We start from the raw sequence: 24,152 nt of genomic DNA, 5'->3' as shown, positions 1-24,152 counted from the left end.
TCGATATTATTCAATAAAGTCTAAATGCCGTTGATAAAAATCACCTAACAAGGGGACTTTGTATTCTTGTCCTTGAATAGCAGCATAAATACCTACTATCCAGCCTAAAAAGACACCTATATTTAGTACCCATCCCACTAAAGGGATCAATGAAAGGATTGCGCCGGTAATAATGAGACCTAAAGATTGACGTAAATGAAAGCTTGCCAGTGATGATTGATGCTTATCATAAATAATCAGCGCAACTATCCAGCCTATAAGAGTAAAGTAGCTTATCACAGCCACCAATATAGCCATTTTAGAACGCTCAGCGAGACTCAGTTTTCTCTCAAAAACATTGTCATAATCACTTGGGATATTTGGCATAACAGGTTCTCCATTTCTAATGTTACGTTAAATCCACCTAAATAATTTGTACTAATTTTACGTTAAACTAAACGTGAAATTTAACTTAGGCTTACTTTAAACTTAGAAGAGATAAGGCCACTCGACAAGGCAATTCTCTTCCCTGATCCCAAGAATAACGGTTAAATGTTTCAATTATATGAATAAAGGTTATAAAATATTTTTATGATTGTTTTTTCAAAATATGGAGAAACTGTCGATAATGATGCTGCATGGTTAATACTAATTTATCTTGTTCATCAATCGATAGCGTTTGATAACACAGGCTATTATAGCTGGCGCTCAGCCGAGTAAAGGCAATGGCCAACTCTGGAGACTGTTCTCTTACTTGTTTTGCAAAATCATTAACTGTCATTCCCGCGGGTTTATCCATGCCCTGCTTTGCCAATTGAGCCAACGCTTTTTGATAAACGACTTGCCACTTAGATAATACTTTTTGTGTATGCTTAGTGCGATTTAACAGGTGTAAACACAACATAAGCGTAGCCATACTGATAATCAATGAAACACCAATAATTAAGGCTAATTTCCACGAGGCCATCTTGCCAAACAAGTTTTTAAATAAATTATATTGTTGTTTTGTAGTAAAACCAATAACCCAACGGGTCCATTGGTAATCAAGGGCATCAAGTTGTAAGCGTATAGCGTTCAAAAATGCACTATTCTTAAATTTATATAAACTGATTAAATCATTATTAAGTGCTGATTGCTGTTGTAGAAGTTCAGAAGACCAGCCAGAGTTAACGCGCTGCGGATCCACTGCACTTGTTGGATCAATTCGAAGCCATCCTTTACCTGTTACCCATATTTCGGACCAAGCATGAGCATCATATTGATAAATGCTCAAGTGCCCTTGTGAGTCGGACTGTTGTTCATTTTCACCATTATATTCGCCACCTAAATAACCAATAACCATACGTGCAGGAACGCCTGAAGCGCGCATTAAAAAGGTAAAGGCACTGGCATAGTGAGCACAAAATCCTGATTGAGTATCAAAAAAGAATTGGTCTAAGCTGTTATTATCAAGCATTGGAGGCTGTAAAGTGTAGGCGTATTTTTCTTTGTTGATAAACGTTAATACCGCTTTTGCCCTAGCTTCTACATCAGCATAATTGTGCCGTAATTGCAGAGCAAACTGTTCTAGTCTGGGGTTGCTCCCCTCTGGAAAGCGCAAGTTGACCTGCTTACTTTTTTTCGATAACTCAAGGGCTAATGGCGCAGTTAAGTAGCTGGTTAATTGATAAGATTTAGCTTGGCTAATAATTCTTGTGCTGCTGAAGGTGAAGCCAGTTTGAGGATTGATGCCACTTTTATCACCAGCGATAATCGCTGGCGTTAATGCAAAGAGATATTTTTGAAAACTCGGCTCGACAATTACGTGGTAATTTAAGGGCAAAACATCTGTTGTGCTAGCATCAAATGTTAACGGTTTATCATTTGAGCTTTTATCTGAACCAGTAGCCTTATTTGATAGTGTTGTTCTCGTTGCCTTTTGTCTACTCCACTGTTTACCGTCGTAATCTTCTAACACCATTGCACGCCAATATAGCTGTGAATATGCAGGCACTTTTTGTTGACCAAAATCAACGCGAAATGCCAACTTAGTAGAGCGCGTTAAATTTGCGATATCTCCAGGTTTAACGGTGTCTGACAAACCGGTTTCAGCTGATTTTGCTCGTGGGACTTGCCAAAAAGGTGATAATCGAGGAAACACTAAAAAAAGTACAATCGCCAGTAGAGTGCTCTGCCCCAGTAAGAGAACCACCACTTTAATATTCGTTGCAAAAGCCTTCTCCATTGAGAAAAGTTGTAACAACACCGCTAAATTGATTACCAATAAGATGAAAGTTATCAGCGTAAAAGCTAAGTCTTGCCTAAAAATAAGCGAAGAGGCCAGCACAAACAATCCCAAAAGTAAGAGCTGATAAAAATCACTACGGGCTTTTAATTCAAAGGCTTTAAGTACATAAGAAAAACAAAGTAGATGCAGCATACTTGTTAATATTCCCACCTCTTTTGCCGTAATCGCAATAGCTAAGCAGCCTAATAAGGCAAACATCCCGAGTAATACAGGTGCAACATTAGTGGCTAGTTGTTTATGTAGATGAGTGTTTGGACGATGGTCCGCTTGTGTACCCGATTTTATTGTATTTTTCGCTTTAACACGATCTCGGTTTTGATGTAATAAAAGTGCCTGCCATACAAGTGACAATGAAATAATGGCAAGCATCCAAGTACTTAATTCTAGGGCAATAACTGCAATGTTCAAACATTGACACAACCATAGTAACCAAGCATTTTTTCTGCTTAAGCTAAAGTTTATTTTACTTCTATTCTTGCCTTTACCGAGATAACCTGAGGATGGTTGAGTAGCTTTCCTCTTGAAAAAACTCATGAATATAATGCCAGTGCGGTTAAACAAGCTTGTTGGTGATTAATGCCAGTGTTAGGTGATATGTTCATTGATTTATTATTGATATCGGTAGAAAGTGCTAACCCAAAATGTTGATTCGTTGCGGTTAACTCATTGATGAGAAAACACAAATAAGACAATTTAGTTTCTATATTATTACTTGGCATATCATCAAGTTTTAACCACTTTAGTTGACCTTGGTTTGCTTGATAATGTTTTGAGTAATGCCCTTGCCCTTTGGCTAGCTGCTTCCAAGCGGTTCTTGCTCTCGACTCTCCTCTAACAAAGCTTTTAAGTTCTGAAAAATCATCAGTGCCAACTAGATTAGACGTTTGATAACTTTCTATACTCTGTTCATCTGATTGAGCTGATAGCTGATATTGACCGGCAATTAAGTTGGTAGGTTTAGGGTATATAATAGCGCAGTGACCAAAATCTAAGATGGTCTTGCTTTTAAAGATACCTAAAGAATACTCACTGAATAAGGTGACTCTACCTAAGCAGTGCATGCCACGTTTAGATGATTTATATGATAATTTTATTTCTTGACTGCCCTGCGGACATTGGACGATTCTTTCAATTTGGCTATTTAATGTGCTATCGGTAAAATGAACATTTATATCATAATGCATTTTTACCGCGGTTATTTGAATTGGAAAGTATAACTCGTCACCCGCATAACCCTGTTGTTTTGCTGTACTATAAAAACGCAATTGTGAAAAATTATAAAAGCTATGTAACATCACACTAATAAACAAACTCGCCAGTAAATAACTAAACAATAAAATGATATTGTTTTGGTAGTTGGTTCCCAATAAAAAGACGAGGACAACAAAGCCTAAATACGACAGGCCAAAACGAGTTGGATATATCATGATATTACGGCTGTTTAGTTGATGTTCTTTCCTAGTTGGAATCCTGCGAGAAAGCCAATGTTCAAAAGATTTATCAACCAATTTTCTAACCGATTTTGGCAATGAAAAGATTGTCATTACTCCCATAAGTAAGCCTTATGAATAACCAAAAGGATTTAACACATCGACACAGTTAAGTATTTGATTAGCCACACTAGCGCTATCACTCTGATTCGATCCTATTTTTTGATTCGGCTGCATTTCTAATCGGTGCTGACAGACAACATAAAAGACTGCTTGCACATCATCAGGTAAAACATAATCACGGTTATCAATAAAAGCCATAGCTTTAGCCGCTTGTAATAATGCCTTCGATGCTCGTGGTGATAAGGGTTTACAGTTGATTTCAGGGGCATTATCCCATGTCATGTTTGCAACATTAGCCTGACCACTATAAGCACGTCTACTGACATGACTTAAGGCAATAACATAATCAAGAACATCATTTGATACCTTAACCTGAGTCACTGCATCTTGTATGGCAATCAACTCTTCTTGTTCAATCATTGCTTCATTATCAAGCTCAACATTTTGTGATGTTTGATTTGTTCGTTGACTCATATTCAATAAAATCTGCTTTTCAGCTTTTAAGTCTGGAAAACCTAAGGATAATCGCATCATAAAACGATCTAGTTGCGACTCTGGTAAGGGGTAAGTTCCAGCATGAAAGAGTGGGTTTTGGGTAGCAATCACAAAAAATGGCGTAGGTAACTCATGGGTAATACCATCGATACTGACTTGTTGTTCAGCCATGGCTTCAAGTAGTGCGCTCTGTGTTTTTGGACTGGCACGGTTAATTTCATCCGCTAGAACCACTTGATTAAAGATCGGACCTTTGTGAAGTTCGAATCGATTAGTCTCTTTATCAAAAATTGAAAAACCGACAACATCAGCCGGTAATAAATCATTGGTAAATTGAGTGCGCTGATAACTTAAACCGAGTGTAGTAGCTAATACATGAGCCAGTGTGGTTTTACCCATACCGGGTAAATCCTCTATTAACAAATGCCCTTGAGCAAGTAAACAGGCTAGTGCTAAACGACACTCTTTGGGTTTACCTAATACTACGGTTTCAATTTTATTTAAAATGTCAGTAATGGACTGCTGGCTAGCTTGGATTTGATCAATAACGGGCTGCGTTTGAGGCATAAAAAAACGTCTAATTATAAAGAGTTAATTAGACGTTTTATCATGAATGAAGAATAAAGGGAATTGTTAGCCCTTTTTAACTCAAATGAGTGAGGTTTAAGTTAGTGTCGCTTAGTCTATTACACTTCGGCGACTAACAACGGCTTCATTTAATTGACTTAATAACGTTTCAGTATCATCCCAACCAATACAAGCATCAGTAATACTTTGTCCATAAACGGCAGCTTTGCCTTTCACTAGACTTTGATTGCCTTCAACTAAATGACTTTCAACCATAACACCAAAGATATTGTCATTGCCTTGGCTTATTTGCTTACTTACATCAGTAGAGACTATCATTTGATTTTCGAATTTTTTGCTCGAGTTGGCATGGCTGAAATCAATCATTACCTTAGTATTCAAATCAGAGGTAGTTAATTGCTCGGTAACTGCTTTAACACTATCAGCATCAAAATTAGTCGTTCTACCACCACGTAAAATGATATGACAATCACTATTGCCTGTAGTTTCAACAATGGCAGCATGGCCAAATTTTGTTACTGATAAAAAGTGGTGTGATGCAGAAGCTGAGCCTATAGCATCAATCGCAATTTTAATCGTACCGTCAGTTCCGTTTTTAAATCCAACAGGGCAAGAAAGTCCTGATGCTAATTCACGGTGAACTTGTGATTCAGTGGTACGAGCGCCAATCGCTCCCCAACACATGAGGTCTGCCATATATTGTGGTGTGATCATATCTAAGAACTCACCCGCCGTAGGTAAACCAAGGTCATTTAGCTCGACTAGTAACTTACGGCCTAAACGTAAACCATCATTCAATTTAAAGCTGTTATCCATGTAAGGGTCATTGATTAAGCCCTTCCAACCAACGGTAGTGCGTGGTTTTTCAAAATAAACACGCATGACAATCTCAAGACTATCTTTGTACTTTTCACGCAGTTTTACTAAGCGTTGGCCATATTCAAGTGCAGCTTCAGGATCGTGGATAGAACAAGGTCCAATAACCACTAATAAGCGATCATCTTTACCTTTGAGAATATTGTGAATAGCAGTTCTGCCTGCAACGACTGATTTAGTTGCTTGCTCTGACGCAGGAAATCGTTCTAATAAAGCAATTGGAGGTAAAAGATCTTTAATTTTATTGATGCGGACATCGTCAGTTTGGTACATAGTTTCGCTCTCTACTGCTATTTCGTTGCTTATTTCATTACTATTAAATTATTAGCATGAATGTTGACGATACTCTGGTCATCAATTTGCCTAAGCAAATCAACTTTAAGTACCTTATTGTTAATTCCTAATTAGAATCCCAATATTAATCTAGCAGTGTTGATGGTTGAATGCCACGGAAAATTGCGGTTACTGGCTAGTTTTTAGAATATTTAGTCTAACGGGTTAAAATTCGATATGTATACCCGTTACCATTCAAAGTGCAGGATTTCAGTGGGAATTTAAATGACTTTAGGCAAGGTAATTAATTTAAGCATAGTTTTTCTATGGTTTGATTACTTAACGCAGTATAAAGTCATTTTAAACCCATCGAAGAAGCGCTTGAGCAACATCACTTTATCGTTGCTGTGATTCACAATGGAATAACCATTATTTCATCACAGCGCCTTGAATTGAAATTGCTCAAGCACTCTGAAACCTGCATCTTGATTGATAACGGGTATAGAAGCAAATGCTCATAGCAGTTTACTTCTACAATTGCAGAAAATAATATCATTACTTCAGTAATTCATGCCCCTCTGGCAACTGTTTTGCAATCCAAAGTGCTAATTTATGTTTCATATTAGGCTGATCTTCATTCTCAACCGCTAAAGCTTGAATAAGCTTATCATTGACTAATAAGCGATAAAGACTTTCTATCTTATCTTTGGCAGAATTTGTTGCAGAAAAACTATTATAACCACGGTTAACTGCATACTTTTCACCAATGGTTAATGCTTTTTTAAGTAATTCAGCTTCATTTTTTAATTTTTTCATAGAATATCGACCTTGTAGCAATCTTGATTGTTATTACCATGCTTTATAATACGCATGAATACAAGCTTAAACACTGACGTATACCGTTATACAAAAGCAATAAGTGACCAATAAACAACCAATTACAACTTTTAACATTTTGCTCGCTCTTCTTTTGATTTACATCATATAGTAGTACGACAGATCTCGTATAATTGCGTAAATAAACTTAATTCACTCAACTTTACCGGTGTGACTATGCCTATTTCACGTACAAAAAACTTACAACACAAAGCTTATATCCCTTCATCTGCCAGAGAAAATCAATATTTGATGGCTAAAATTCCGTTAACCGATGAATTAATAGCGCAGTATCAACCTCTTATTGATAGCAGTAGTGAAACGCCATACGAAAAACTATATCAGCACCTTGCAAATACGTTCTTTGCTATTAATGATAAGTTTTCTCTTGAGAGTGCACAGTTTATTGCCAACGATAAGTTCGCTCGAGTACGTTTTAGTCCAGAAAAATTTACCGCACAAACTAAACAACAAGTGCTATTTTTATATAACCCCAAATACCACACTAGTCGAAATACTTTTTTCAATGGCGCGAACAAAGCAAAGAAAATCACCTTGATATTCTTAGCAAACGGCGATGATATTCGTGGGCAGTCTGCGAAGTTCCACCAACTGGTTACTAAAGCCTTAATGGACTTTGCAAGTGAAACTGAAATTGCACCAGAAAACATCCGCGTTAGTGATCATCAACATTTAACTTACGATTTATTTGCTAAAAGTAAAGGTATTGAAGGTAGCCAAGCGCATAAGTTTAGACCTATTGCAGACAGATACATGGCAGATCAACACACCTTATCTGCTCAAGCCAGAGCATTGACTTATGCCGTGGTCGATTTTCCCATTAACCGACGAGTTCGTGCATTAGTTAGCAATGACGAAAATCCTCAAGAGCGTTACAACCCACTTTATAACCTTATAGCGGATGCTTTCATCAGCGCAGCTAAAAACCAAAACTTAAATAACGGTGCGGTAGTCGCTAATGGGTTAGTGCCTATTATACGTTCAGGCGAAGATGAAAACGTTGTTACCTCTGGTGAGCTATTAATGCTTAGTTATAACCCACTTCATACAAGTTGCGGTTATAGTTGTAAATGGAATTCGGCTAAATTGGTAGACAGTGTACAGTTAGTTTTTGTTGCCAGTGAACAAGATAAAACCAGTCATGGTTACGGTAAGTTTGTTAATGAAATAGAACAAGCGTTACATACCTTTGCTAAGAAACTGGATATTATTGGTGAGCAAGAAGAAATGATGGTTAGATTACATCAACATGTTGGCTTTTATTTAAAATAAAGCGTCATTAATAGCTATTATACCTGCTCCACTAAAGATGCATGATTCAGCTGGAATTAGCATCGTCAAGTGGAGAGGTATTCAACGTGATAGTTAAAATTCATACTCTATAGCTACACGTAATATATGACCTTGGCTTTCACTGTTTATGCCAGTAATAAAAGCAGCTTCCCATTTCAGCTGCTTTTGCCCACTAAAACGCTGAACGCCCATAAACGCAGGACCTACACCGAGATAATCTTCGCCCGAATAGACCTCAATGGCTGGTTGGAATTGCTCAAGATAACGATAGCGATATTGCAGCCTAAATTCTGTTTCCATTTCATCTTCAAGGGTGTCGCCCCACTCATAAATTATAAAGGCATTTAAGGTTAAACTAGTACGGCCAAATTCTTTTTCTACAATAACGCCTGAGGTCACTTCCCAGTTATTTTCTTTATGCTCTTTTTCAACCTCGAATAACAATCCCCAATCAGCCCAATATTGACCTTGCTCTGTAATCATCCATCGTGCTTCTATCTCATAGGCACTTAAGGAGAAATCCTCATTGCTATCACGTTCACCGACAAGATAAAATTCTAACATCAGGTTGTCAGTTACCGATTGTCCATAAGCAAAACGTTGTGCTAAATCGTTGCTGACACCATTTTCTCGTTGAGCGAGCATACGCCATTCAACTTCTCGCTCATTAGGTAAAACATAAGGATGATAGACCTTATCAACTACGACACCATCTGCTAAGACCGCATTTGATACAACCAAGCTAATAAGAAGAGGAGTAAAGCAGAAAAGGCTCCTAATTAGACCATGATTTAAAAGGCGTTGGCGAAGAAAAGTAAACATTAAGAAGTCCCTTTCATAAAAGAAGCAGTAGAATTTTGTTTAGAAGTGTTTATTTTAGCAATGAGTATTGGCACTATAATCGCGCTTAAATAGACAATTAACTCCATTGCTGACGGTGTCGCTTCATAACCAAATAAAATAGTAAGAAAATAGCCTAGCTCGGAATCTTCAGCAATAAGGTAGTTTGTACTCCACAAGTGTGCAGTACTAGAAATGATATCAACCTGTTCAAGCAACTGTAACCCCTGAATTAACTGACCGACACCAAATAACAATAAAAAATAGCAAACAATTTGACTCCTTAATTTTTTCGCGAGACTAACAAGAATAAAATACAATAAAATAGCAATACTTAAGCAAATCCCAGTGCCTATTATCACGCCAACTACGATGCCAGAATACAATGTTTCAAGTGCTGTATTCTGAATAGTTAAACTCATGACATAAAGACTAAAATAACTGCCATGAACACAAAGAACCAGTAACAAGATGGCAAGACTTACCAATGTTTTCTGCTGAGTTAACGTTTGCTGATCAAGAAGCATTTTATCTTGTGACTTTTTATGGCTTGAAGTTTGGTTAAGTAGAAATGAAATGACAATGAAACAATAAATTAAACTAAAGAGTATTGAAAAAAGAATTTCTAGACCGGTACCTGAAAATAACTGGCTTAACATCGGCATGAAATAACTTAATAAAAAGACAATAATTAAGCCAATACCCGTTGTCTTAAGTAAGTAAATTATCGGTAAGTAATAAATATTATTCTTTTCTTTATTACTTGACTGATTACTTGACTGATTACGTGATTGAGAACTTGATTGAGAACTTTCCAGAGAGCTAGATTTATACCTAGCATCTTGCTGAGCAAACAATAAACTAAACACTACAAAAATTGGCAATATGTTTTGTAAAAAAACTAATACAGTATTAATTAACATTATCAGTCTCCCCATCAGCAGGTAGGTCTAACTCTGCCCCACTAACAATAATCATACCTCTGGCGCTGCTTGGATGATATTCACCAAAAAAAGCATATCGTCCAGGAGACAATGGGCCGATATAAATAACCGATTTTTGCTTAGGAAAAAGAACTTTTTCTCGGTTAAGTGAAAAACTATCAAACTCTTCAACGCTGTCGTCTTGATTATCAATAATCAGTTTAATTTTTTTATTTGAAGGTATAGTCATTTCAGTAGGGTAAAAAAGGTGACTTTTTAAAATAATATTGAACTCTTGTCGCTGCGCTAAGGCGCTATAGCTTGCCATTGCCAGCAGCATATAACTGATAACAAGCTTTACTTTATGCCAAACTTTTGAGCTTTTAAGGTTATTAGGCACGTTCATCCTTGTTGTCTAATTGTTTATTGCGACCTTCTACTGATTTCATCTGTGATTCTTTTTGCGTTAAGCTTTGATCACTATTCTGTTCAAGCTTTTGCCCAAGCATGTGTTCAAATTTTTCTTCAAATAAGACTTCAACGCGCAATCCACCTAATAACTTTGATTTAGACAACATAATATTGCCGCGATGCATATCAACAATATGTTTAACGATAGTTAAGCCTAAACCACAACCGAGAACGCTTGAGTCATGTTGATCGCCACCCACTCGATAGAATCGATCGAAAACTCGATGGTATTCTGCTTCAGGGATGCCCTCACCTGAATCTTCAATGATAATAGCAACTTGGGCTGTTTGTTTTTTGTCGTGTTTAACGTATTTAGTACTGACCTTTATCTCACCATTTTGTGGTGTATATTTATTAGCATTTGATATTAAATTCGTTAGCATTAACTGCAAAGAAAGTTCATCACCCTTAAGGATTATCTCATCACTCGTTAGGGTAATTGTTTGTTGTTTTTGCGCAATAGCTTGGTAGAGATCCCCAATAACAGACTGCAATAATGTTTTTAATTTTACCTGCTGTTGACTCTGATTTATTTGGTCAGGATTTGTACGATTTAAATGAAGTATTTGGTCAATTACATGCCCCATTCGCTCAACACTAACCTTAAGTGGCTTAATTAAAGTCGTCGAATATTGTTGTCCCTGCTCATTTAACTCTTGAGATAAATTATGAACATTTATTTTTAAAACACTTAAAGGTGTTTTCAACTCATGAGCTGCGTCAGCGGCAAAATGCCGTTCTCGTTCAAAAGCTAAGTTTAATCGCGCAAGCAACTGATTTAAGGTAGTAACGACTCGACTTAATTCACTGTTATCAACGTGTAATGCTAGTGGCGTAAAATCATTACTGCGTTTATTGGCTAGCGCTGTAGTAAGTTTATGTAGAGGTTTTAAACCTTGAGTAATAATGCCATAAATAAGAAATGACAATAAAACAATGGCGATGATCATCGGGGTAACTGCCGCAAGGATCACCTCTTGAGCAAGAAGAAACTGCTTCTTTAGCGGTTGAGCTACGATTATCACCAATTTATTATCGTTAGCTTCGAGTGAATTATCAGAGCTATTGGCTAAATAGATGGCACGCCAACGTTGTCCGGCAAAATTCACTTCACCAAAGTGTGTGGGTGACTTATTAAGACTCATTATCGGTTGTATCGGGGAATTAGCACTTTGGATAACTAAGTTACCGTCTTGCCACACTTGAAAGGCAAAACTAGTTTGTTGCTTGATCGTAACAAACTTCCGTTGCTTGGTATCGAAGGTTTGATGAAGGCCTTTTACTATTTGTGCAAAATCGACTAATTGCTGTTCAAATAGCTTTTCAGCACGTGTCATACTCGCTTTGTAGCCTTGGATAGCCGCAATAAAGGTAATTAACGTTAATACGGCAACTAAGGTTAATACCAGGTAACGGCGAATGCTCATAAATTTATTTCGATGTGTTATACCAATAACACTAACTAAGTGATAATTTTAAAATGGCATAAATATCCAAAAACACCGTTGCTTTCAATCGTAATAGCCAGCTATTGCTCAATTCAGCGCCTTGTTATTGATAATTTATTCACATTGCTTCATTTAAAATGAAAGCTGTATCCTTAATTAATGTCATTGATCTTAGTTAATGTAAAGACCGTTAATTTCAAGACAGTTAGTCTTGAGGATGATTAATGATGTAACCTACACCACGGACATTTTGTATGAATTTATTGGGTAGGTTTTTTCTTAATTTGTGAATATGCACTTCGACAGCGTTACTCAGCACTTCTTCCCCCCAATGGTAAAGTTTAGACTCAATCTGCTCTCGTGATTGGATACGTCCGGCATTTTCCATTAATGCCTTTAATACCATAAACTCTTTTTTTGAAAAGTGCACTTCACTTGCACTATTCTGTGCATCCACTTTGTCTTTTTGTTCGCTATTTTCTTCATTACTTTGTTCGAAAGGTAACTCATTTGCACTCGTACATTGCAGTAAGAAAACTTTATGAGCCTTAGTATCCAAGCTTACTCTATCAATCGTGATCATTGAACTAGAGGAAGTGCCTAATCGGCGCTCTATAACTCTTAATCTAGCTAATAACTCTTGCATATCAAACGGTTTTGCTAAGTAATCGTCTGCGCCATAATCTAAGCCTTTCACTTTACTATCAATGCTATCTCTAGCGGTTAAAATAATAACCGGCAAGTCATTCTTTTTCGCTCTAATCTCTTTCAATACCACTAAACCATCAATATCTGGTAAACCTAAATCAAGGATAACCATATCATGGCTAGGCACGGCTAACGCGGTTAAGGCAAGCTTTCCTCGGGATAAGTGATCTACAACAAAACCTTCTCGTACTAAAGACTGCTGCAACGCTTCAGCAAGTCCTTGATCATCTTCTACTAATAAAATTCTCATGTAATTAGTTACCTTCTTGCCCAAAAAGTAATGTCTTGTTCAGTTAAAAACTGTTCCGCATGTTCACCTTGCAATAACGCCAAGGTTGCTAATATACCCGCTTGAATACATTGAGGTGCAACCGTTGTAATAGATCGTGGCGCATTGATTATCGGCCAACCTGTTGTTGCATTCAACACGTGTCCGTAACGAATACCTTCTTTTATCAAGTATCGCCGGGCATCTCCACTTGTGGCTAACGCCCCTTGATTAAGTGCAACAATCATATCTTGTCGCTGGCCAAGTACATCACTGTCGGGGTGTTCAATAGCTACTTGCCATGCTTGGTTATTAAGTCTTGGACCTGTAACGGCCAAATCGCCACCTAAATTAACTAAAATAGGTTCATTTGTTATTTGTTTTGCTAATAATATGCAGCGATCAACAGCGTATTCTTTGCCTATACCACCAAAATCTAGTTCCATATTTTGTGGTAAATTAATGCTTTGTTGATCATAACTGACTCTGTTCCAACCAACAAAATTAAGCAATTTGTTAACATCGCTTGCACTAGGAAAATGTTGACACTCTCCGCTTAAGCTATCAAAAGACCACACTTTTCTCAGTACACCTGAACTAATATCAAAAAGACCATCGCTTAATTGATAACATTGCTCAGCAAAATTAAGTAATAAGAAAGTTTCTTCATCAATGGCAACTTTATTGCCGGCATTGTTATTTATTTGACTACAAATACTTTGGCTGTCATAACGACTGTATTTGTCTTCAATACGCCAAACCTCATGACTAACACATTGAGCAACTTGCTCTGCTAACCGCTTATTTTGAGTTTGAACTATCACCTCACACGGACTAGCCATAGCATTAAAACTAATGCTATGGCTGTCTTTTTGGCTGCTCAATTTAAGTATACGTTTTTTTTTCATATTACTGAAAATAATAACTAAAAAGTAAGTGATAACAGTTTAAAATGAATAACTCACTTGTGCAATAATAGCCTCAACTACAGGATAAATATCTTGTCCATTTAACGCATTCGGATCAGTAAATCCTGCATTAGTTGGCGTTTGACGGTAGTATTCAAGCCTGAAAGAAAGTTCATTTCCCCCATTAAGTACAACACCATATTTTGCACCAATCGTAATCGCTGTCATCTCACCAATACGATAATCGGCACTAACAAACCCTATAGGTGCTTGGTCATCAATAATATATGGCTGGTAAAAATCAGCTTCACTTTGTTGGTAAAATCTAATATGCGGTTCAATATAACTTGTTGCGCCAACAGGAATAGTAAAACGAGTATCAATAGTATGAGAGTTAATTCCCCAGTCATCCCACATGTAGCGATAAGAGACATCCGCAACAGTATTCAGTAAGCTATCATCAAAATTATATTTAGCCTGCATAAAAGTACTCTGCTTTACCCGTGAATCTGGGCGACTTTCATAAATATAATCTTGTGCTAACCCCTCGTTATTTAGCACACTAACCACTTTAAATGGGTCCGTTAAATAACCATCAACCATTGAATAAGAATAATTAAAAGCGGTGATCATGCGACGGTTTATCACTTGGGTAATACCAACAAGTATATCGGCAGTACTCTTATCATCACTATCCCCTATCCTTGTTTTAGCAAATTCAGCGTCCCACTCTGGTGAACTAGAATCGCCAACTAACATTGATGAGTGTGGCTTTGGAATACCTCCTTCCGGGGTAAATGTATCTTGAAAATAGCTTAACCCCATTGAAACAGTAGTGTTTTTCTTATTAAAGTCATAAGCTAAATTACCATTAACCCCTAAAGACAAATAATCATATTCTTTAGAAAAGTGTCCACCGACACTCCCGGTGATATTATCCGCTAATGGTTGTGTCCACTGAGCATTAAGTTGAACACGGGTATCATGAAAAGTATCATCCAGCGGTGTTTCACCTGCCGGTGTAACATACTGGCCATTACCTGAAGGACGAGTGAAAGTTTGCGCGTTAGGTTGAGCAACCGCGCCATTTGCTGATGCACCAGTTAGGGCATCAATGGTTAATTTCAGACTTAGAATTTCATCATTAGCAAAAGTTTTTGTACCCGCAATAATAGCTTCAGTTGCACTAACTCTGTCTACTTCCGAATAAATCAAAAATGCACTATCAAATTGCCACTCGTCAGCTTCTGTTGCTTGCGCCACACCAGCCGATAAAACGCCCGTACCAAGTAAAGCACTTGTCGCTAAAGACAATGCTGCTTTTATATTAGATTTTTTATTTGTTTTCTTACTTGTCTTATTTAGTTTATTCATTAGTTACACCCACAACCGCCGCCACCAAAACTTTTTCCGCCACTGGATGCTTCTTTAGAAAAATAGATGTGGTCATCTAAAGCGGCGTCCACCGGGCTCGATGTTAGCGCCATTTCTTTTTTCGCTAACAAATCACGTTCCCAAGGCTCTACCCCTAAACTACTACAAGCGCTAAGACTGACAGTGACCGCAGTTAATAGAGCAAGTTTAATTTTCGACGCATTAACTTTTGATATATGAACCTTTGACGTATTAGGTTGTGATAACGTTTTAAATACGGGTTTATTCGCTTTCATGATTGCCTCGTTTTGTCTTATTATGAGTCTTGTTATGAGTCTCATTAGTAATATTTTTAGAAAGAGTGGTTGATGATGAGTTAAGTAATTGTTTAATCTCATCTTCATATTTATTTATTTTATCGGTAAAAAAGCCACTATGACGATATTTAATCACACCATCACGACTTATTAACATACTTGTTGGCATGCCCTGAATAGAAAAGTGCTTAGCTATGGTGCCTTTATTATCATAAATAACCGCAAATGACGCGGGGTTATCTTGTAAAAATTGTTTAGCGTTCATTTCATCCGCATCCAAATTTATACTGATTACTGTAAAGCCCTGTTCCTGGTATTGCTGCTGAATTTTATTCATCCAAGGAAAAGATTTAACACAAGGGCCACACCATGACGCCCAAAAATCTATATATACCACGTTACCTTTTTGTGCTGACAACGCCTGCTCAAGGGATTGTTGAGGGCTATCAACTTTTTCCGCTGAGGTAGCTGAAGCAGCGAAAGTTATTAAAAGTAAAACAAAAGCGAGTGTTCTTTTCATCGACATATCCCTAGATACTGTTCATAAAATTAGTTTTAATAATTTTAATAAAACAACCTTAAAACTACTTAGTCCCAGTAGCTTAAGATAGTAAACTTAACTAAAACTTAAGAAAATTAATTTTGAAATAAAGCGTTAAATAATAAAACTATAGGATGACTATACTTAAGTTATTTGTCTCGCCAAAAGTGGTTTTAATTGCCACTAAAATACTGCACTTTGAGTGATGACGGGTATATACCTTAGAAGTAAATTATCATTTCCTTAAAAATTACTTTTGTATATACTGAGCCGCCATGGTGCTAATTAATGATTCAACAAGATAATGACTACTCGTAAGGCTTTTGCTTTATCGTATTTTTTATTATGCTTTTGCTTTTTAAGTACAAGTTATGCTCAACCTTGTTTAGCGGAAACTGACTTAACGAACGAATATAATTACCAATTTTCATTAGAAGAATCCCCTGAAGATAGCGCACTTTTAAACAGTAATTCCTATATAAAACCGTTTGAGCACGTGACTCAGCTCATTGAAATCAGACCAATAGAAAACCCTATAAATCATACCTTGCCTTGCTGTAATCGTGGCCCTCCTCCACATTACTTTATTAAATAGCAACCAATACTAGATAGCTAAATCACTTAAAACACGTGTTTCTAATGCCACCTGAAATCGGTGTTTTCTTGTGATTTTGGTATAAGCCCTAGCACTTAATTAGTCGCAAAAAGGCTTAGTATTTTCTTTTTATCAAGCAGGTATTCTCATTAACAATTAATTTGTTAAATACCCGTTATCAATCAAGATGCAAGTTTCAGAGTACTTGAGAAATTTCAATTCAAGGCGCTTTGATTCATAATGGTTATTCAGGAGCATACGCTCCTGCATTCTCTAATAAGCTACATCCATGTAGCGTCATTATGAATCACAGCAATGATGGAGTGACTTTAATTCCCACTGAAACCCTGCACTTTTAATGTTAACGAGTATCGAAGCCTCTTAACGCGTTAGTAGTCCTTATCATGATTAATACTGTTATTCTCATCTTAGTTATCATCAGCTTTTTGATGATCATTACTGAAGACTTAATTCACATCAACAAAGCAAAAACCACACTTTTTTTTGGCACCCTTTGTTGGATTCTTGCTTTTATTTTTCCAATAAACAATAACCTAGCAAGTGAAACGACCCACCAACTTAATGAAAACTTACTTGAAATTGCCACCTTATGGTTGTTTCTAATGTCGGCAATGACCTTTGTTGCTTACTTAAATAGTAAAGGTTTTATTTCTGCACTAGTACAAAGAATATTGCCTGAAAAAATATCTGAACGTGGTTTAATGTTTGTCATTGCCATTTTTGCTTTTGTTTTTTCCTCCTTTGCCGATAATGTTACTGCAACCTTAGTGTCTATTGCGGTGGTGATGAATTTACAGTTAGAGGTAAAAAAGCGATTAAAATATGCCACTTTAATTATATTTTCGGTTAACAGCGGCGGTGTTTCACTTATTACCGGTGATGTAACTACTTTAATGATATTCCTGGAAAATAAAGTGACTATTTCAAATTTACTTATCTTAATTCTCCCTTCTTTTTTAGGAGTATTAACACTAGCGAGTTTGTTATCTATGAAATTATCTGGAGAAGTAAAATTAGCACAAACACGTATTAAAATTGAAAAGTCAGATATTATAATTGCCCTCATATTTGTATTAACTATTTCAGGAACTCTACTGGCAAATGTACTATTTCATATCCCGCCGGTATTAAGTTTCTTGTTTGGTTTATCCATTATGTTTTTAGTCGCAAACTTGTTACCTAATAAAAATAATCAAGATGCTTTAAATTATATCAGGGACGTTGAATATGATGCCTTACTCTTCTTTTTAGGGGTGTTATTACTCGTAGGTATTTTAAAAGAAATTGGCGTACTTAATGGTTTCACTCAGTTATATCAATATTTACCTGCCATTACCGTGAACTATTTAGTTGGCTTTATGTCATATGTAATCGACAACGTGCCCTTAACGGCTGCGTTATTGAAATCGGGTGTTGATATGAAAATCACCGAGTGGTTAATGTTAACTTATGCAACGGGTGTTGGTGGTTCAATTCTGGTTATTGGCTCAGCCGCTGGGATTATCGCGATGAGTAAAGTGAAAGGACTGAATTTCATTAGTTACTTACGAAATGCTGTCTATTTAATTATTGCGTATACGGTAGGTTATATTGGTGTCTATTTCGCAGCGAATTGGGCACTAACTTAACAATTTCAGCCACTAAATTACCGTTATCCACGCAAGTAGGAGTGGATAGCAAAGCTTTTGTAAAAGTTAGGTGTTCTAGTGGCTGTTACGTATCTGAGAGTCATAACAACCAAAAAGACAAACATAGCTTTCTCAATAATTCGACATGACATTAGCATCAAGAAAATGCGTTGTTTGGTTGGAATCGCAGCCTATACGTTATTGAAAAAAATAAATTTTAAGAGTAGAGCTGAATAATCAAACAAGTTTTCAGTGAGGGTTCACGACTCTAAATACTTATTATATATTTTTTGAAATTCTCCACTTTCTTTCAAGTAACTCAGCCCCAAATTAAAATCGTCGCGTATTTTTTTGTCTCTAAATACTGGACGATAATTCATGGGGTCTACTGTGATAAAGTTATGCTCATCAATTTCACTAATTTCTAATTCTTTGATTAACTCAATTTTATTAACAAAGTATCTGAAAATATAACGGTCACAGAGCACAACATCAAATCGCCCTCGTTGTAATAATTCAACTTGTTTTAACTGATCGCTGACCCCAAAAAATCGATTATCTTCAACAACACTTTTTAACCAGTCAGGATATCGTTTTTCCGCGCCTTGAAAAGAAGCCACGTGAAAAGAATCTAAATCACTCGGTTTATTTATAGTAATATTTCTACTTTTAAGGGTAATAAAAATGTTGTCATAGATAATGGCAGGATTAGCATAAAATCCATCTTTCAAATCAACGCCCATATCACCCATCGCCGCATCAACCAGATTATGACTAAAAGCGATAGGAACTCTACCTAAAGGAAAGTACAAAGGTTTTAGTGTATGTCCTTTATATGCCAAAGCAGCAGATATAATATCAATTTCGATCCCGGAATTACTTGTTTCAATAATATAGGGAGGGATCTCTTGGCTAAACGCCATTAATATTTCTTGAGTGCTTGCTTTACTGCACATTAATCCACTGATAAAAAGCACACAGTATTTGAGTAATTTAATTATTATTCCAAAAATTTATCACATGATACCTGTTAGCAGTATATAGCAGTCTATTGGTAATGAGCAAATCCCATCCGCTAGTGCACATTTAAGTTATATAACATATGACAAAGGTATATACAGCTTCACTTATCTATTTAAACGTTTTCAAATCAAGATGACTGTTTAATGAAATGTATATTAGTTTGATTATCCGGTTAATCTTTTTTGAGAACGATAAGAACAACCATTCTGCCTTCCTATAAAAACTAAAAATACGGTAATTCCCAAGAATATTAAACAATTAATTGTTCATTTATCGAGCGCTCAAACACTTTAGTGTAAAAACTTCACTTTTTGGGTTGATTTATTTGACCAACGTGGCAATCTGTACAGGCTGAATATGTATTCAGTCCACAATTCGATTCAAACAATAATTAAAGGAGTAGCGCTTCAATGTGTTCAATCTTTGGTATATTAGATATAAAAACAGGTGCAGAAGCACTTCGTCCTACAGCGTTAGAATGTTCTCGTCTTTTACGTCACCGCGGTCCTGATTGGTCTGGAATTTATCACAACGACAATGCCATATTAGTGCATGAGCGTTTATCTATTGTTGATACTGAGCATGGCGCTCAACCGTTATACAATGGTGATAAAAGCAATGTACTCGCTGTTAATGGTGAAATATATAACCATAAAACCTTAGCGAGTCAATTAACGGTAGATTACGAATTCCAAACAGCTTCTGATTGTGAAATTATTTTACCTTTATATGAAGAATTTGGTGTTGAATTTGTTGACAAACTACAAGGTATGTTTGCCTTTATTTTGTATAACGAAAAAGATAACTCTTATTTAATAGCACGTGATCATATTGGTATTATTCCTTTGTACACGGGTTATGACAGTGAAGGTAACTTCTATGTTGCCTCAGAAATGAAAGCGTTAATGCCTATTTGTAAGACTGTTGAAGAATTTCCTCCAGGGCATATTCTTGATAGCCGTGTTGGAAAACTACAGCAATATTACAAACGTAACTGGCAAGAATATGCCGCAATAAAAGACAATACCACTAGCACTACTAAAATTCGTGAAGCATTAGAAGAGTCAGTTAAAAGTCATTTAATGACTGATGTGCCTTACGGTGTATTGTTATCAGGCGGTTTAGATTCATCACTAATTTCTGCGATTACGCAAAAATTTGCTGCTCGTCGCATTGAAGATAATGATTTAGCTGAAGCTTGGTGGCCAAAAGTGCATTCATTTGCCTGTGGTCTTGAAGGTTCGCCAGATTTAATTGCTGCACAAACTGTCGCTGATAGTATCGGTACTATCCACCACAGCATTGTGTTTACTGAGCAAGAAGGTATTGATGCACTTAAAGAAGTTATCTACCATCTAGAAACCTATGATGTAACAACTATCCGTGCTTCTACGCCTATGTATTTGATGGCGCGTAAGATCAAAGCGATGGGCATTAAAATGGTTCTGTCTGGTGAAGGTGCTGATGAAATATTTGGCGGCTACTTGTACTTCCATAAAGCACCAAACGCACAAGAATTCCATGAAGAGCTTAACCGTAAGCTTGATCGACTTCATAAATTTGATTGCCTACGTGCAAACAAATCGATGTCGGCTTGGGGCATTGAAGCACGTGTACCATTTTTGGACAAAAACTTTATGGATGTTGCAATGCGCATCAACCCAGAAGATAAACTGTGTGGCAATGGAAAAATGGAAAAAGCCATTTTGCGCGAATCTTTTGAAGGTTATTTACCTAAAGAGATTTTATGGCGTCAAAAAGAGCAGTTTTCTGATGGTGTTGGCTATTCGTGGATTGACGGCTTAAAAGCGCATGTTGAAACACAAGTAACTGATCAACAACTTGAGAGTGCTAGTTTTAGATTTCCAGTGAATACTCCTGATAGTAAAGAAGGTTATTTCTATCGTTCTATCTTTGAGGAGAGATTCCCATTAGCATCTGCTGCTGATTGTGTTATAGGCGGTAAATCTGTTGCTTGTAGTACAGAAGAAGCCTTAGCTTGGGATGAAAGTTTTCAAAACAACGCCGATCCATCGGGTCGTGCTGTACTAAGTGTACATAATGAAAGCTATTAGTATTTGCTAGCAAAAGCATTGTTTTAGTAGAGACAAATAAAAAGCCGATAATAATTATTATCGGCTTTTTTAATGTTTGAGATCAGTATTCGAAAGTCACTTTCAACACGACAGTGATTTGTCGAGCTCTATTGTTTATTTAGCTGAAGGAACATCAATAGCAGAGAAAACCTTTTTACCTGCTACCCAGGTTTGTAATACCTGACTTTGCCAAATCTGGCTTTCAGGCATAGTAAATAAGTCATCTGTAAGTAAAATAAAATCAGCTTTTTTACCCGCTTCTAAGCTACCTATAAGCTTTTCTTGATGCCCCGCATATGCGGCATCAATGGTAAAGCTTCTCAATGCTTCAGTACGTGTCATTTTCTGGTCCGCATACCAGCCGCCAACAGGTAAGTTTTTATGATCTTGTCTGGTAATTGAGGCATGCAAACCAAAGAATGGGTTTGGAGATTCTACCGGAAAATCTGAGCCTGCAGCAATAATAGCATTACTATCAAGTAGTTTTCGCCACGCATAAGCGCCTAAAATTCGTTTCTCCCCTAGCCGAGTTACGGCCATATTTTTATCACTCGTGGCATGTGTCGCTTGCATCGAAGCAATGACATTAAGCGAAGAAAACCGAGGAATATCTTCTAAAGGTAATACTTGAGCATGTTCTATTCTATGGCGTAATGCCTTAGATTTACTTTGTTTAATAGCTTGTTGGTAAAGGTCTAATATTAATTTATTAGCATTGTCACCAATGGCATGAGTATTGACTTGAAATCCAGCATTCATAGCAAAATCAATATAGTGCTGTAGTGTTTTTTTATCATGCAATAACAAACCTTTGTGGCCTGAATGATCGCTGTAATCATTAATTAATGAAGCACCTCTGCTGCCTAATGCGCCATCTGCTTGAATTTTGACACTGTTAACAGCAAACATGTCATCTTTTGTTCTATAAGGTCCTTGCTCTAATTGATGTTGCCAATTTTTACTTGGTAAATACAACATGCCATTAATACGAATAGTCATATTTCCTTCACTAGCAAGCATCTTATATAACGCAATATCTTTTTGCTCAATACCAGCATCGTGCACACTGGTTAATCCTAAACTTGCCAGTGAGTGCATTGCTCTTTTCAATGCGATTTTATCTTCTATAGGCGTTGGCTGAGTAATGCTAGCCGTTATCAACGCCATTGCATTATCAATGAAAACGCCCGTAGGCTGACCATTTTTATCTTTTATGATCTCCCCTCCTGTAGGAGCTTTGCTTGCTGCAGTTATACCCGCCAATGCCATTGCTTTAGAATTTGCCCAACCAGCATGACCATCAACTCGTCTGAGCCACACCGGCTTATTAGGAAAAGCTGCATCTAAGCTTTTCGCATTTGGATAGCTGTTATTAGACCATTGCACCTGATTCCAACCACGACCAAGAACCCAACTCATTGAAGGATTATCCTTGGCATAAGTGATGGTGCGATTAACAGCATCAAGTTCTGAGGTAGTATTAACCAGATCTACCCTAAGTAAACTGTGTCCATAACCAATAACATGACCGTGTGCATCAATGAGACCTGGTAGCATCGTTTGACCTTGGCCATCTATAACTAAGGCATCATTGGGTACTTCAACCACTTCGCCCAGGTGATAAACTTTATCGATAGTGTCATCAGTAAACGAAATAGCAGAAAACTGCGTCAGCGATTTATCGATAAAAGTATAACCATTAATATTCTCTATCAAAGTCGTCTGAGCCATCAGTTGTGTACTGAGTAACAGCAAAGGAATAGTACTAATAAATATATTTTTTTTCATAGTATTTGTCTTGTTATAGTGTTGTATTATTTGTGTTTTTTTAGCAAACTCATCTTAGCATGAACCTAAAAACATACAAAAATAAAATGTTAAATAGCTGCTCACTAATGTTCACAGATTGAAACTAAAAGAAAAGTTATCTTTGTACATTTATTGCCTTAACTTCACAGAGTTAGTTAGGGTAAAATAAACGTCTTATTTATATTTTACTGAATCATTTAAAGGTTATCGTGTGACTGAAAAACATCTAATTTGGGATTTACCCTTACGCATTTTTCATTGGAGTTTTGCCATTACTATATTGTCGGCATGGTATACCGCTGAGCAAGGGGCTGATCTGGTCGAAATTCACATGCAACTAGGTTTTGTTGCGTTAGCTTTAATAGCATTTCGGATTTTATGGGTCTTAATCGGACCTAAACATGCGCGATTCTCACAGTTTTTTCCCTCTCCAAAAGCACTAATTTCTTATTTACGAAGTTCAAATACCGCTAAGAGCACAGCTGGTCATAATCCATTGGGTGCTTTGATGGTAGTTTTAATGATAATACTCATATCAGCACAAGCAATCAGCGGCTTATTCATTAATGATGATGTTTTTTCGTCTGGACCCTATTACGGCAGTATAAGTAATGAATTAGAAAAGGTGATGAAGTTTTTACATCATAATACTTTTGATTTTATGATTGCCGCTATTGTTTTACATATCGCAGCAATCACTTTTTATTGGCGAGTGAAAAAAGAAAACTTAGTACTGCCCATGATCACGGGTAAAAAGACAACTGAGCAAGTAAAACCTTCTGATGCAATTCCACATTCAAAGATTATTCTTGCCTGTGTTGTTGCTGTTTGCTGTGTCATTTTTGTCTATTGGTTAGTTGTTATCAATGCACCTGTGATTGAGGAGTTTTACTATTAGTACCCATAACTGGGTCCTACTAACATTTCCCAATTAAAATAAC

At 36.8% G+C, this 24,152-nt stretch carries 21 protein-coding genes; 4 read left to right on the top strand and 17 right to left on the bottom strand.

The annotated features are described in order from the left end of the window. Positions 1-6 precede the first annotated feature (6 nt). The 6 genes from ESZ36_RS19965 to ESZ36_RS19940 form a co-directional block, all read right to left on the bottom strand. The gene (locus ESZ36_RS19965; RefSeq protein WP_146791123.1) at positions 7-366 is read right to left on the bottom strand and encodes a DUF4870 domain-containing protein; all 360 of its coding nucleotides are present in this window, start codon (positions 364-366) and stop codon (positions 7-9) included. Positions 367-568: 202 nt separating this feature from the next. Next, positions 569-2,800: a transglutaminase TgpA family protein gene (locus ESZ36_RS19960; protein ID WP_246129182.1), complete on the bottom strand. Its 2,232-nt coding sequence runs from the start codon at positions 2,798-2,800 to the stop codon at positions 569-571. Then, the gene (locus ESZ36_RS19955) at positions 2,797-3,819 is read right to left on the bottom strand and encodes a DUF58 domain-containing protein (protein ID WP_246129181.1); all 1,023 of its coding nucleotides are present in this window, start codon (positions 3,817-3,819) and stop codon (positions 2,797-2,799) included. Before ESZ36_RS19955 ends, ESZ36_RS19960 begins: the two co-directional genes overlap by 4 nt. Positions 3,820-3,828: 9 nt before the next feature. Beyond that, positions 3,829-4,881 carry an AAA family ATPase gene (locus ESZ36_RS19950; RefSeq protein ID WP_146791119.1) on the bottom strand — a complete coding sequence of 351 codons (1,053 nt, stop codon included), beginning with the start codon at positions 4,879-4,881 and terminating at the stop codon, positions 3,829-3,831. A gap of 111 nt (positions 4,882-4,992) precedes the next feature. Continuing rightward, positions 4,993-6,051 carry a 3-deoxy-7-phosphoheptulonate synthase AroG gene (gene aroG / locus ESZ36_RS19945; protein WP_146791117.1) on the bottom strand — a complete coding sequence of 353 codons (1,059 nt, stop codon included), beginning with the start codon at positions 6,049-6,051 and terminating at the stop codon, positions 4,993-4,995. A 555-nt stretch (positions 6,052-6,606) separates the two neighbouring features. Then, positions 6,607-6,867: a DUF5062 family protein gene (locus ESZ36_RS19940; protein ID WP_041736989.1), complete on the bottom strand. Its 261-nt coding sequence runs from the start codon at positions 6,865-6,867 to the stop codon at positions 6,607-6,609. A 237-nt stretch (positions 6,868-7,104) separates the two neighbouring features. Between ESZ36_RS19940 and ESZ36_RS19935 the strand changes: the two genes are divergently transcribed. Next, positions 7,105-8,220: a DUF3083 family protein gene (locus tag ESZ36_RS19935; protein WP_146791115.1), complete on the top strand. Its 1,116-nt coding sequence runs from the start codon at positions 7,105-7,107 to the stop codon at positions 8,218-8,220. Between the two features lie 93 nt (positions 8,221-8,313). Here ESZ36_RS19935 and ESZ36_RS19930 read toward each other — a convergent pair whose 3' ends face one another. The 9 genes from ESZ36_RS19930 to ESZ36_RS19890 all read right to left on the bottom strand — a co-directional run bounded on the left by ESZ36_RS19930 (position 8,314) and on the right by ESZ36_RS19890 (position 16,018). Continuing rightward, on the bottom strand, positions 8,314-9,063 hold the full coding sequence (locus ESZ36_RS19930; RefSeq protein WP_211357816.1) for a hypothetical protein: 750 nt from the start codon (positions 9,061-9,063) through the stop codon (positions 8,314-8,316). Further along, complete coding sequence (locus ESZ36_RS19925; RefSeq protein WP_146791113.1) at positions 9,063-10,004, bottom strand: hypothetical protein; 942 nt, start codon at positions 10,002-10,004, stop codon at positions 9,063-9,065. The genes ESZ36_RS19930 and ESZ36_RS19925 overlap by 1 nt, the downstream gene beginning before the upstream one ends. Beyond that, on the bottom strand, positions 9,994-10,353 hold the full coding sequence (locus tag ESZ36_RS19920; RefSeq protein ID WP_281285055.1) for a cupredoxin domain-containing protein: 360 nt from the start codon (positions 10,351-10,353) through the stop codon (positions 9,994-9,996). The genes ESZ36_RS19925 and ESZ36_RS19920 overlap by 11 nt, the downstream gene beginning before the upstream one ends. 43 nt (positions 10,354-10,396) lie before the next feature. Then, entirely contained in the window at positions 10,397-11,902 is a 1,506-nt protein-coding gene (locus ESZ36_RS19915; protein WP_146791111.1) for an ATP-binding protein, read from the bottom strand. A gap of 226 nt (positions 11,903-12,128) precedes the next feature. Continuing rightward, complete coding sequence (locus tag ESZ36_RS19910) at positions 12,129-12,881, bottom strand: response regulator (RefSeq protein WP_146791109.1); 753 nt, start codon at positions 12,879-12,881, stop codon at positions 12,129-12,131. A gap of 8 nt (positions 12,882-12,889) precedes the next feature. Then, entirely contained in the window at positions 12,890-13,807 is a 918-nt protein-coding gene (locus tag ESZ36_RS19905; RefSeq protein WP_146791108.1) for an FAD:protein FMN transferase, read from the bottom strand. A 39-nt stretch (positions 13,808-13,846) separates the two neighbouring features. Beyond that, positions 13,847-15,181 (bottom strand): DUF3570 domain-containing protein, encoded by a 1,335-nt coding sequence (locus ESZ36_RS19900; protein ID WP_146791106.1) that lies wholly within the window; start codon positions 15,179-15,181, stop codon positions 13,847-13,849. After that, positions 15,181-15,477, bottom strand: a complete 297-nt coding sequence (locus ESZ36_RS19895; RefSeq protein WP_425457425.1) for a DUF4266 domain-containing protein — start codon at positions 15,475-15,477, stop codon at positions 15,181-15,183. Before ESZ36_RS19895 ends, ESZ36_RS19900 begins: the two co-directional genes overlap by 1 nt. Continuing rightward, positions 15,464-16,018, bottom strand: a complete 555-nt coding sequence (locus tag ESZ36_RS19890) for a TlpA disulfide reductase family protein (RefSeq protein WP_146791104.1) — start codon at positions 16,016-16,018, stop codon at positions 15,464-15,466. The genes ESZ36_RS19895 and ESZ36_RS19890 overlap by 14 nt, the downstream gene beginning before the upstream one ends. 1,020 nt (positions 16,019-17,038) lie before the next feature. On the opposite strand from ESZ36_RS19890, the gene nhaD reads away from it, so the two are divergent. After that, entirely contained in the window at positions 17,039-18,283 is a 1,245-nt protein-coding gene (nhaD, locus tag ESZ36_RS19885) for a sodium:proton antiporter NhaD (RefSeq protein ID WP_211357815.1), read from the top strand. Positions 18,284-18,543: 260 nt separating this feature from the next. On the opposite strand, the gene ESZ36_RS19880 is transcribed toward nhaD, so the two are convergent. After that, positions 18,544-19,239, bottom strand: coding sequence for a substrate-binding periplasmic protein (locus ESZ36_RS19880; protein WP_146791102.1), 696 nt, complete (start codon positions 19,237-19,239; stop codon positions 18,544-18,546). Between the two features lie 477 nt (positions 19,240-19,716). On the opposite strand from ESZ36_RS19880, the gene asnB reads away from it, so the two are divergent. Next, positions 19,717-21,381, top strand: a complete 1,665-nt coding sequence (asnB, locus tag ESZ36_RS19875; RefSeq protein ID WP_146791100.1) for an asparagine synthase B — start codon at positions 19,717-19,719, stop codon at positions 21,379-21,381. Positions 21,382-21,516: 135 nt separating this feature from the next. On the opposite strand, the gene ESZ36_RS19870 is transcribed toward asnB, so the two are convergent. Beyond that, the gene (locus ESZ36_RS19870) at positions 21,517-23,190 is read right to left on the bottom strand and encodes an amidohydrolase (RefSeq protein ID WP_146791098.1); all 1,674 of its coding nucleotides are present in this window, start codon (positions 23,188-23,190) and stop codon (positions 21,517-21,519) included. A 232-nt stretch (positions 23,191-23,422) separates the two neighbouring features. Between ESZ36_RS19870 and ESZ36_RS19865 the strand changes: the two genes are divergently transcribed. After that, entirely contained in the window at positions 23,423-24,109 is a 687-nt protein-coding gene (locus ESZ36_RS19865; RefSeq protein WP_146791096.1) for a cytochrome b/b6 domain-containing protein, read from the top strand. Positions 24,110-24,152: the final 43 nt, after the last annotated feature.

The organism is Colwellia demingiae, assembly GCF_007954275.1.
Classification (GTDB): Bacteria; Pseudomonadota; Gammaproteobacteria; order Enterobacterales; family Alteromonadaceae; genus Colwellia; species Colwellia demingiae.
Note: the sequence above shows the minus strand (reverse complement) of the source record. Positions and strands in the feature narration are given on the sequence as shown.

Bases quoted from the DNA above. Each gene is read 5' to 3' on its own strand.
- ESZ36_RS19965 (WP_146791123.1), bottom strand. From the start codon at position 366: ATGCCAAATATCCCAAGTGATTATGACAATGTTTTTGAGAGAAAACTG.
- ESZ36_RS19960 (WP_246129182.1), bottom strand. From the start codon at position 2,800: ATGAGTTTTTTCAAGAGGAAAGCTACTCAACCATCCTCAGGTTATCTC.
- ESZ36_RS19955 (WP_246129181.1), bottom strand. From the start codon at position 3,819: ATGGGAGTAATGACAATCTTTTCATTGCCAAAATCGGTTAGAAAATTG.
- ESZ36_RS19950 (WP_146791119.1), bottom strand. From the start codon at position 4,881: ATGCCTCAAACGCAGCCCGTTATTGATCAAATCCAAGCTAGCCAGCAG.
- aroG (WP_146791117.1), bottom strand. From the start codon at position 6,051: ATGTACCAAACTGACGATGTCCGCATCAATAAAATTAAAGATCTTTTA.
- ESZ36_RS19940 (WP_041736989.1), bottom strand. From the start codon at position 6,867: ATGAAAAAATTAAAAAATGAAGCTGAATTACTTAAAAAAGCATTAACC.
- ESZ36_RS19935 (WP_146791115.1), top strand. From the start codon at position 7,105: ATGCCTATTTCACGTACAAAAAACTTACAACACAAAGCTTATATCCCT.
- ESZ36_RS19930 (WP_211357816.1), bottom strand. From the start codon at position 9,063: ATGTTTACTTTTCTTCGCCAACGCCTTTTAAATCATGGTCTAATTAGG.
- ESZ36_RS19925 (WP_146791113.1), bottom strand. From the start codon at position 10,004: ATGTTAATTAATACTGTATTAGTTTTTTTACAAAACATATTGCCAATT.
- ESZ36_RS19915 (WP_146791111.1), bottom strand. From the start codon at position 11,902: ATGAGCATTCGCCGTTACCTGGTATTAACCTTAGTTGCCGTATTAACG.
- ESZ36_RS19910 (WP_146791109.1), bottom strand. From the start codon at position 12,881: ATGAGAATTTTATTAGTAGAAGATGATCAAGGACTTGCTGAAGCGTTG.
- ESZ36_RS19905 (WP_146791108.1), bottom strand. From the start codon at position 13,807: ATGAAAAAAAAACGTATACTTAAATTGAGCAGCCAAAAAGACAGCCAT.
- ESZ36_RS19900 (WP_146791106.1), bottom strand. From the start codon at position 15,181: ATGAATAAACTAAATAAGACAAGTAAGAAAACAAATAAAAAATCTAAT.
- ESZ36_RS19895 (WP_425457425.1), bottom strand. From the start codon at position 15,477: ATGAAAGCGAATAAACCCGTATTTAAAACGTTATCACAACCTAATACG.
- ESZ36_RS19890 (WP_146791104.1), bottom strand. From the start codon at position 16,018: ATGAAAAGAACACTCGCTTTTGTTTTACTTTTAATAACTTTCGCTGCT.
- nhaD (WP_211357815.1), top strand. From the start codon at position 17,039: ATGATTAATACTGTTATTCTCATCTTAGTTATCATCAGCTTTTTGATG.
- ESZ36_RS19880 (WP_146791102.1), bottom strand. From the start codon at position 19,239: ATGTGCAGTAAAGCAAGCACTCAAGAAATATTAATGGCGTTTAGCCAA.
- asnB (WP_146791100.1), top strand. From the start codon at position 19,717: ATGTGTTCAATCTTTGGTATATTAGATATAAAAACAGGTGCAGAAGCA.
- ESZ36_RS19870 (WP_146791098.1), bottom strand. From the start codon at position 23,190: ATGAAAAAAAATATATTTATTAGTACTATTCCTTTGCTGTTACTCAGT.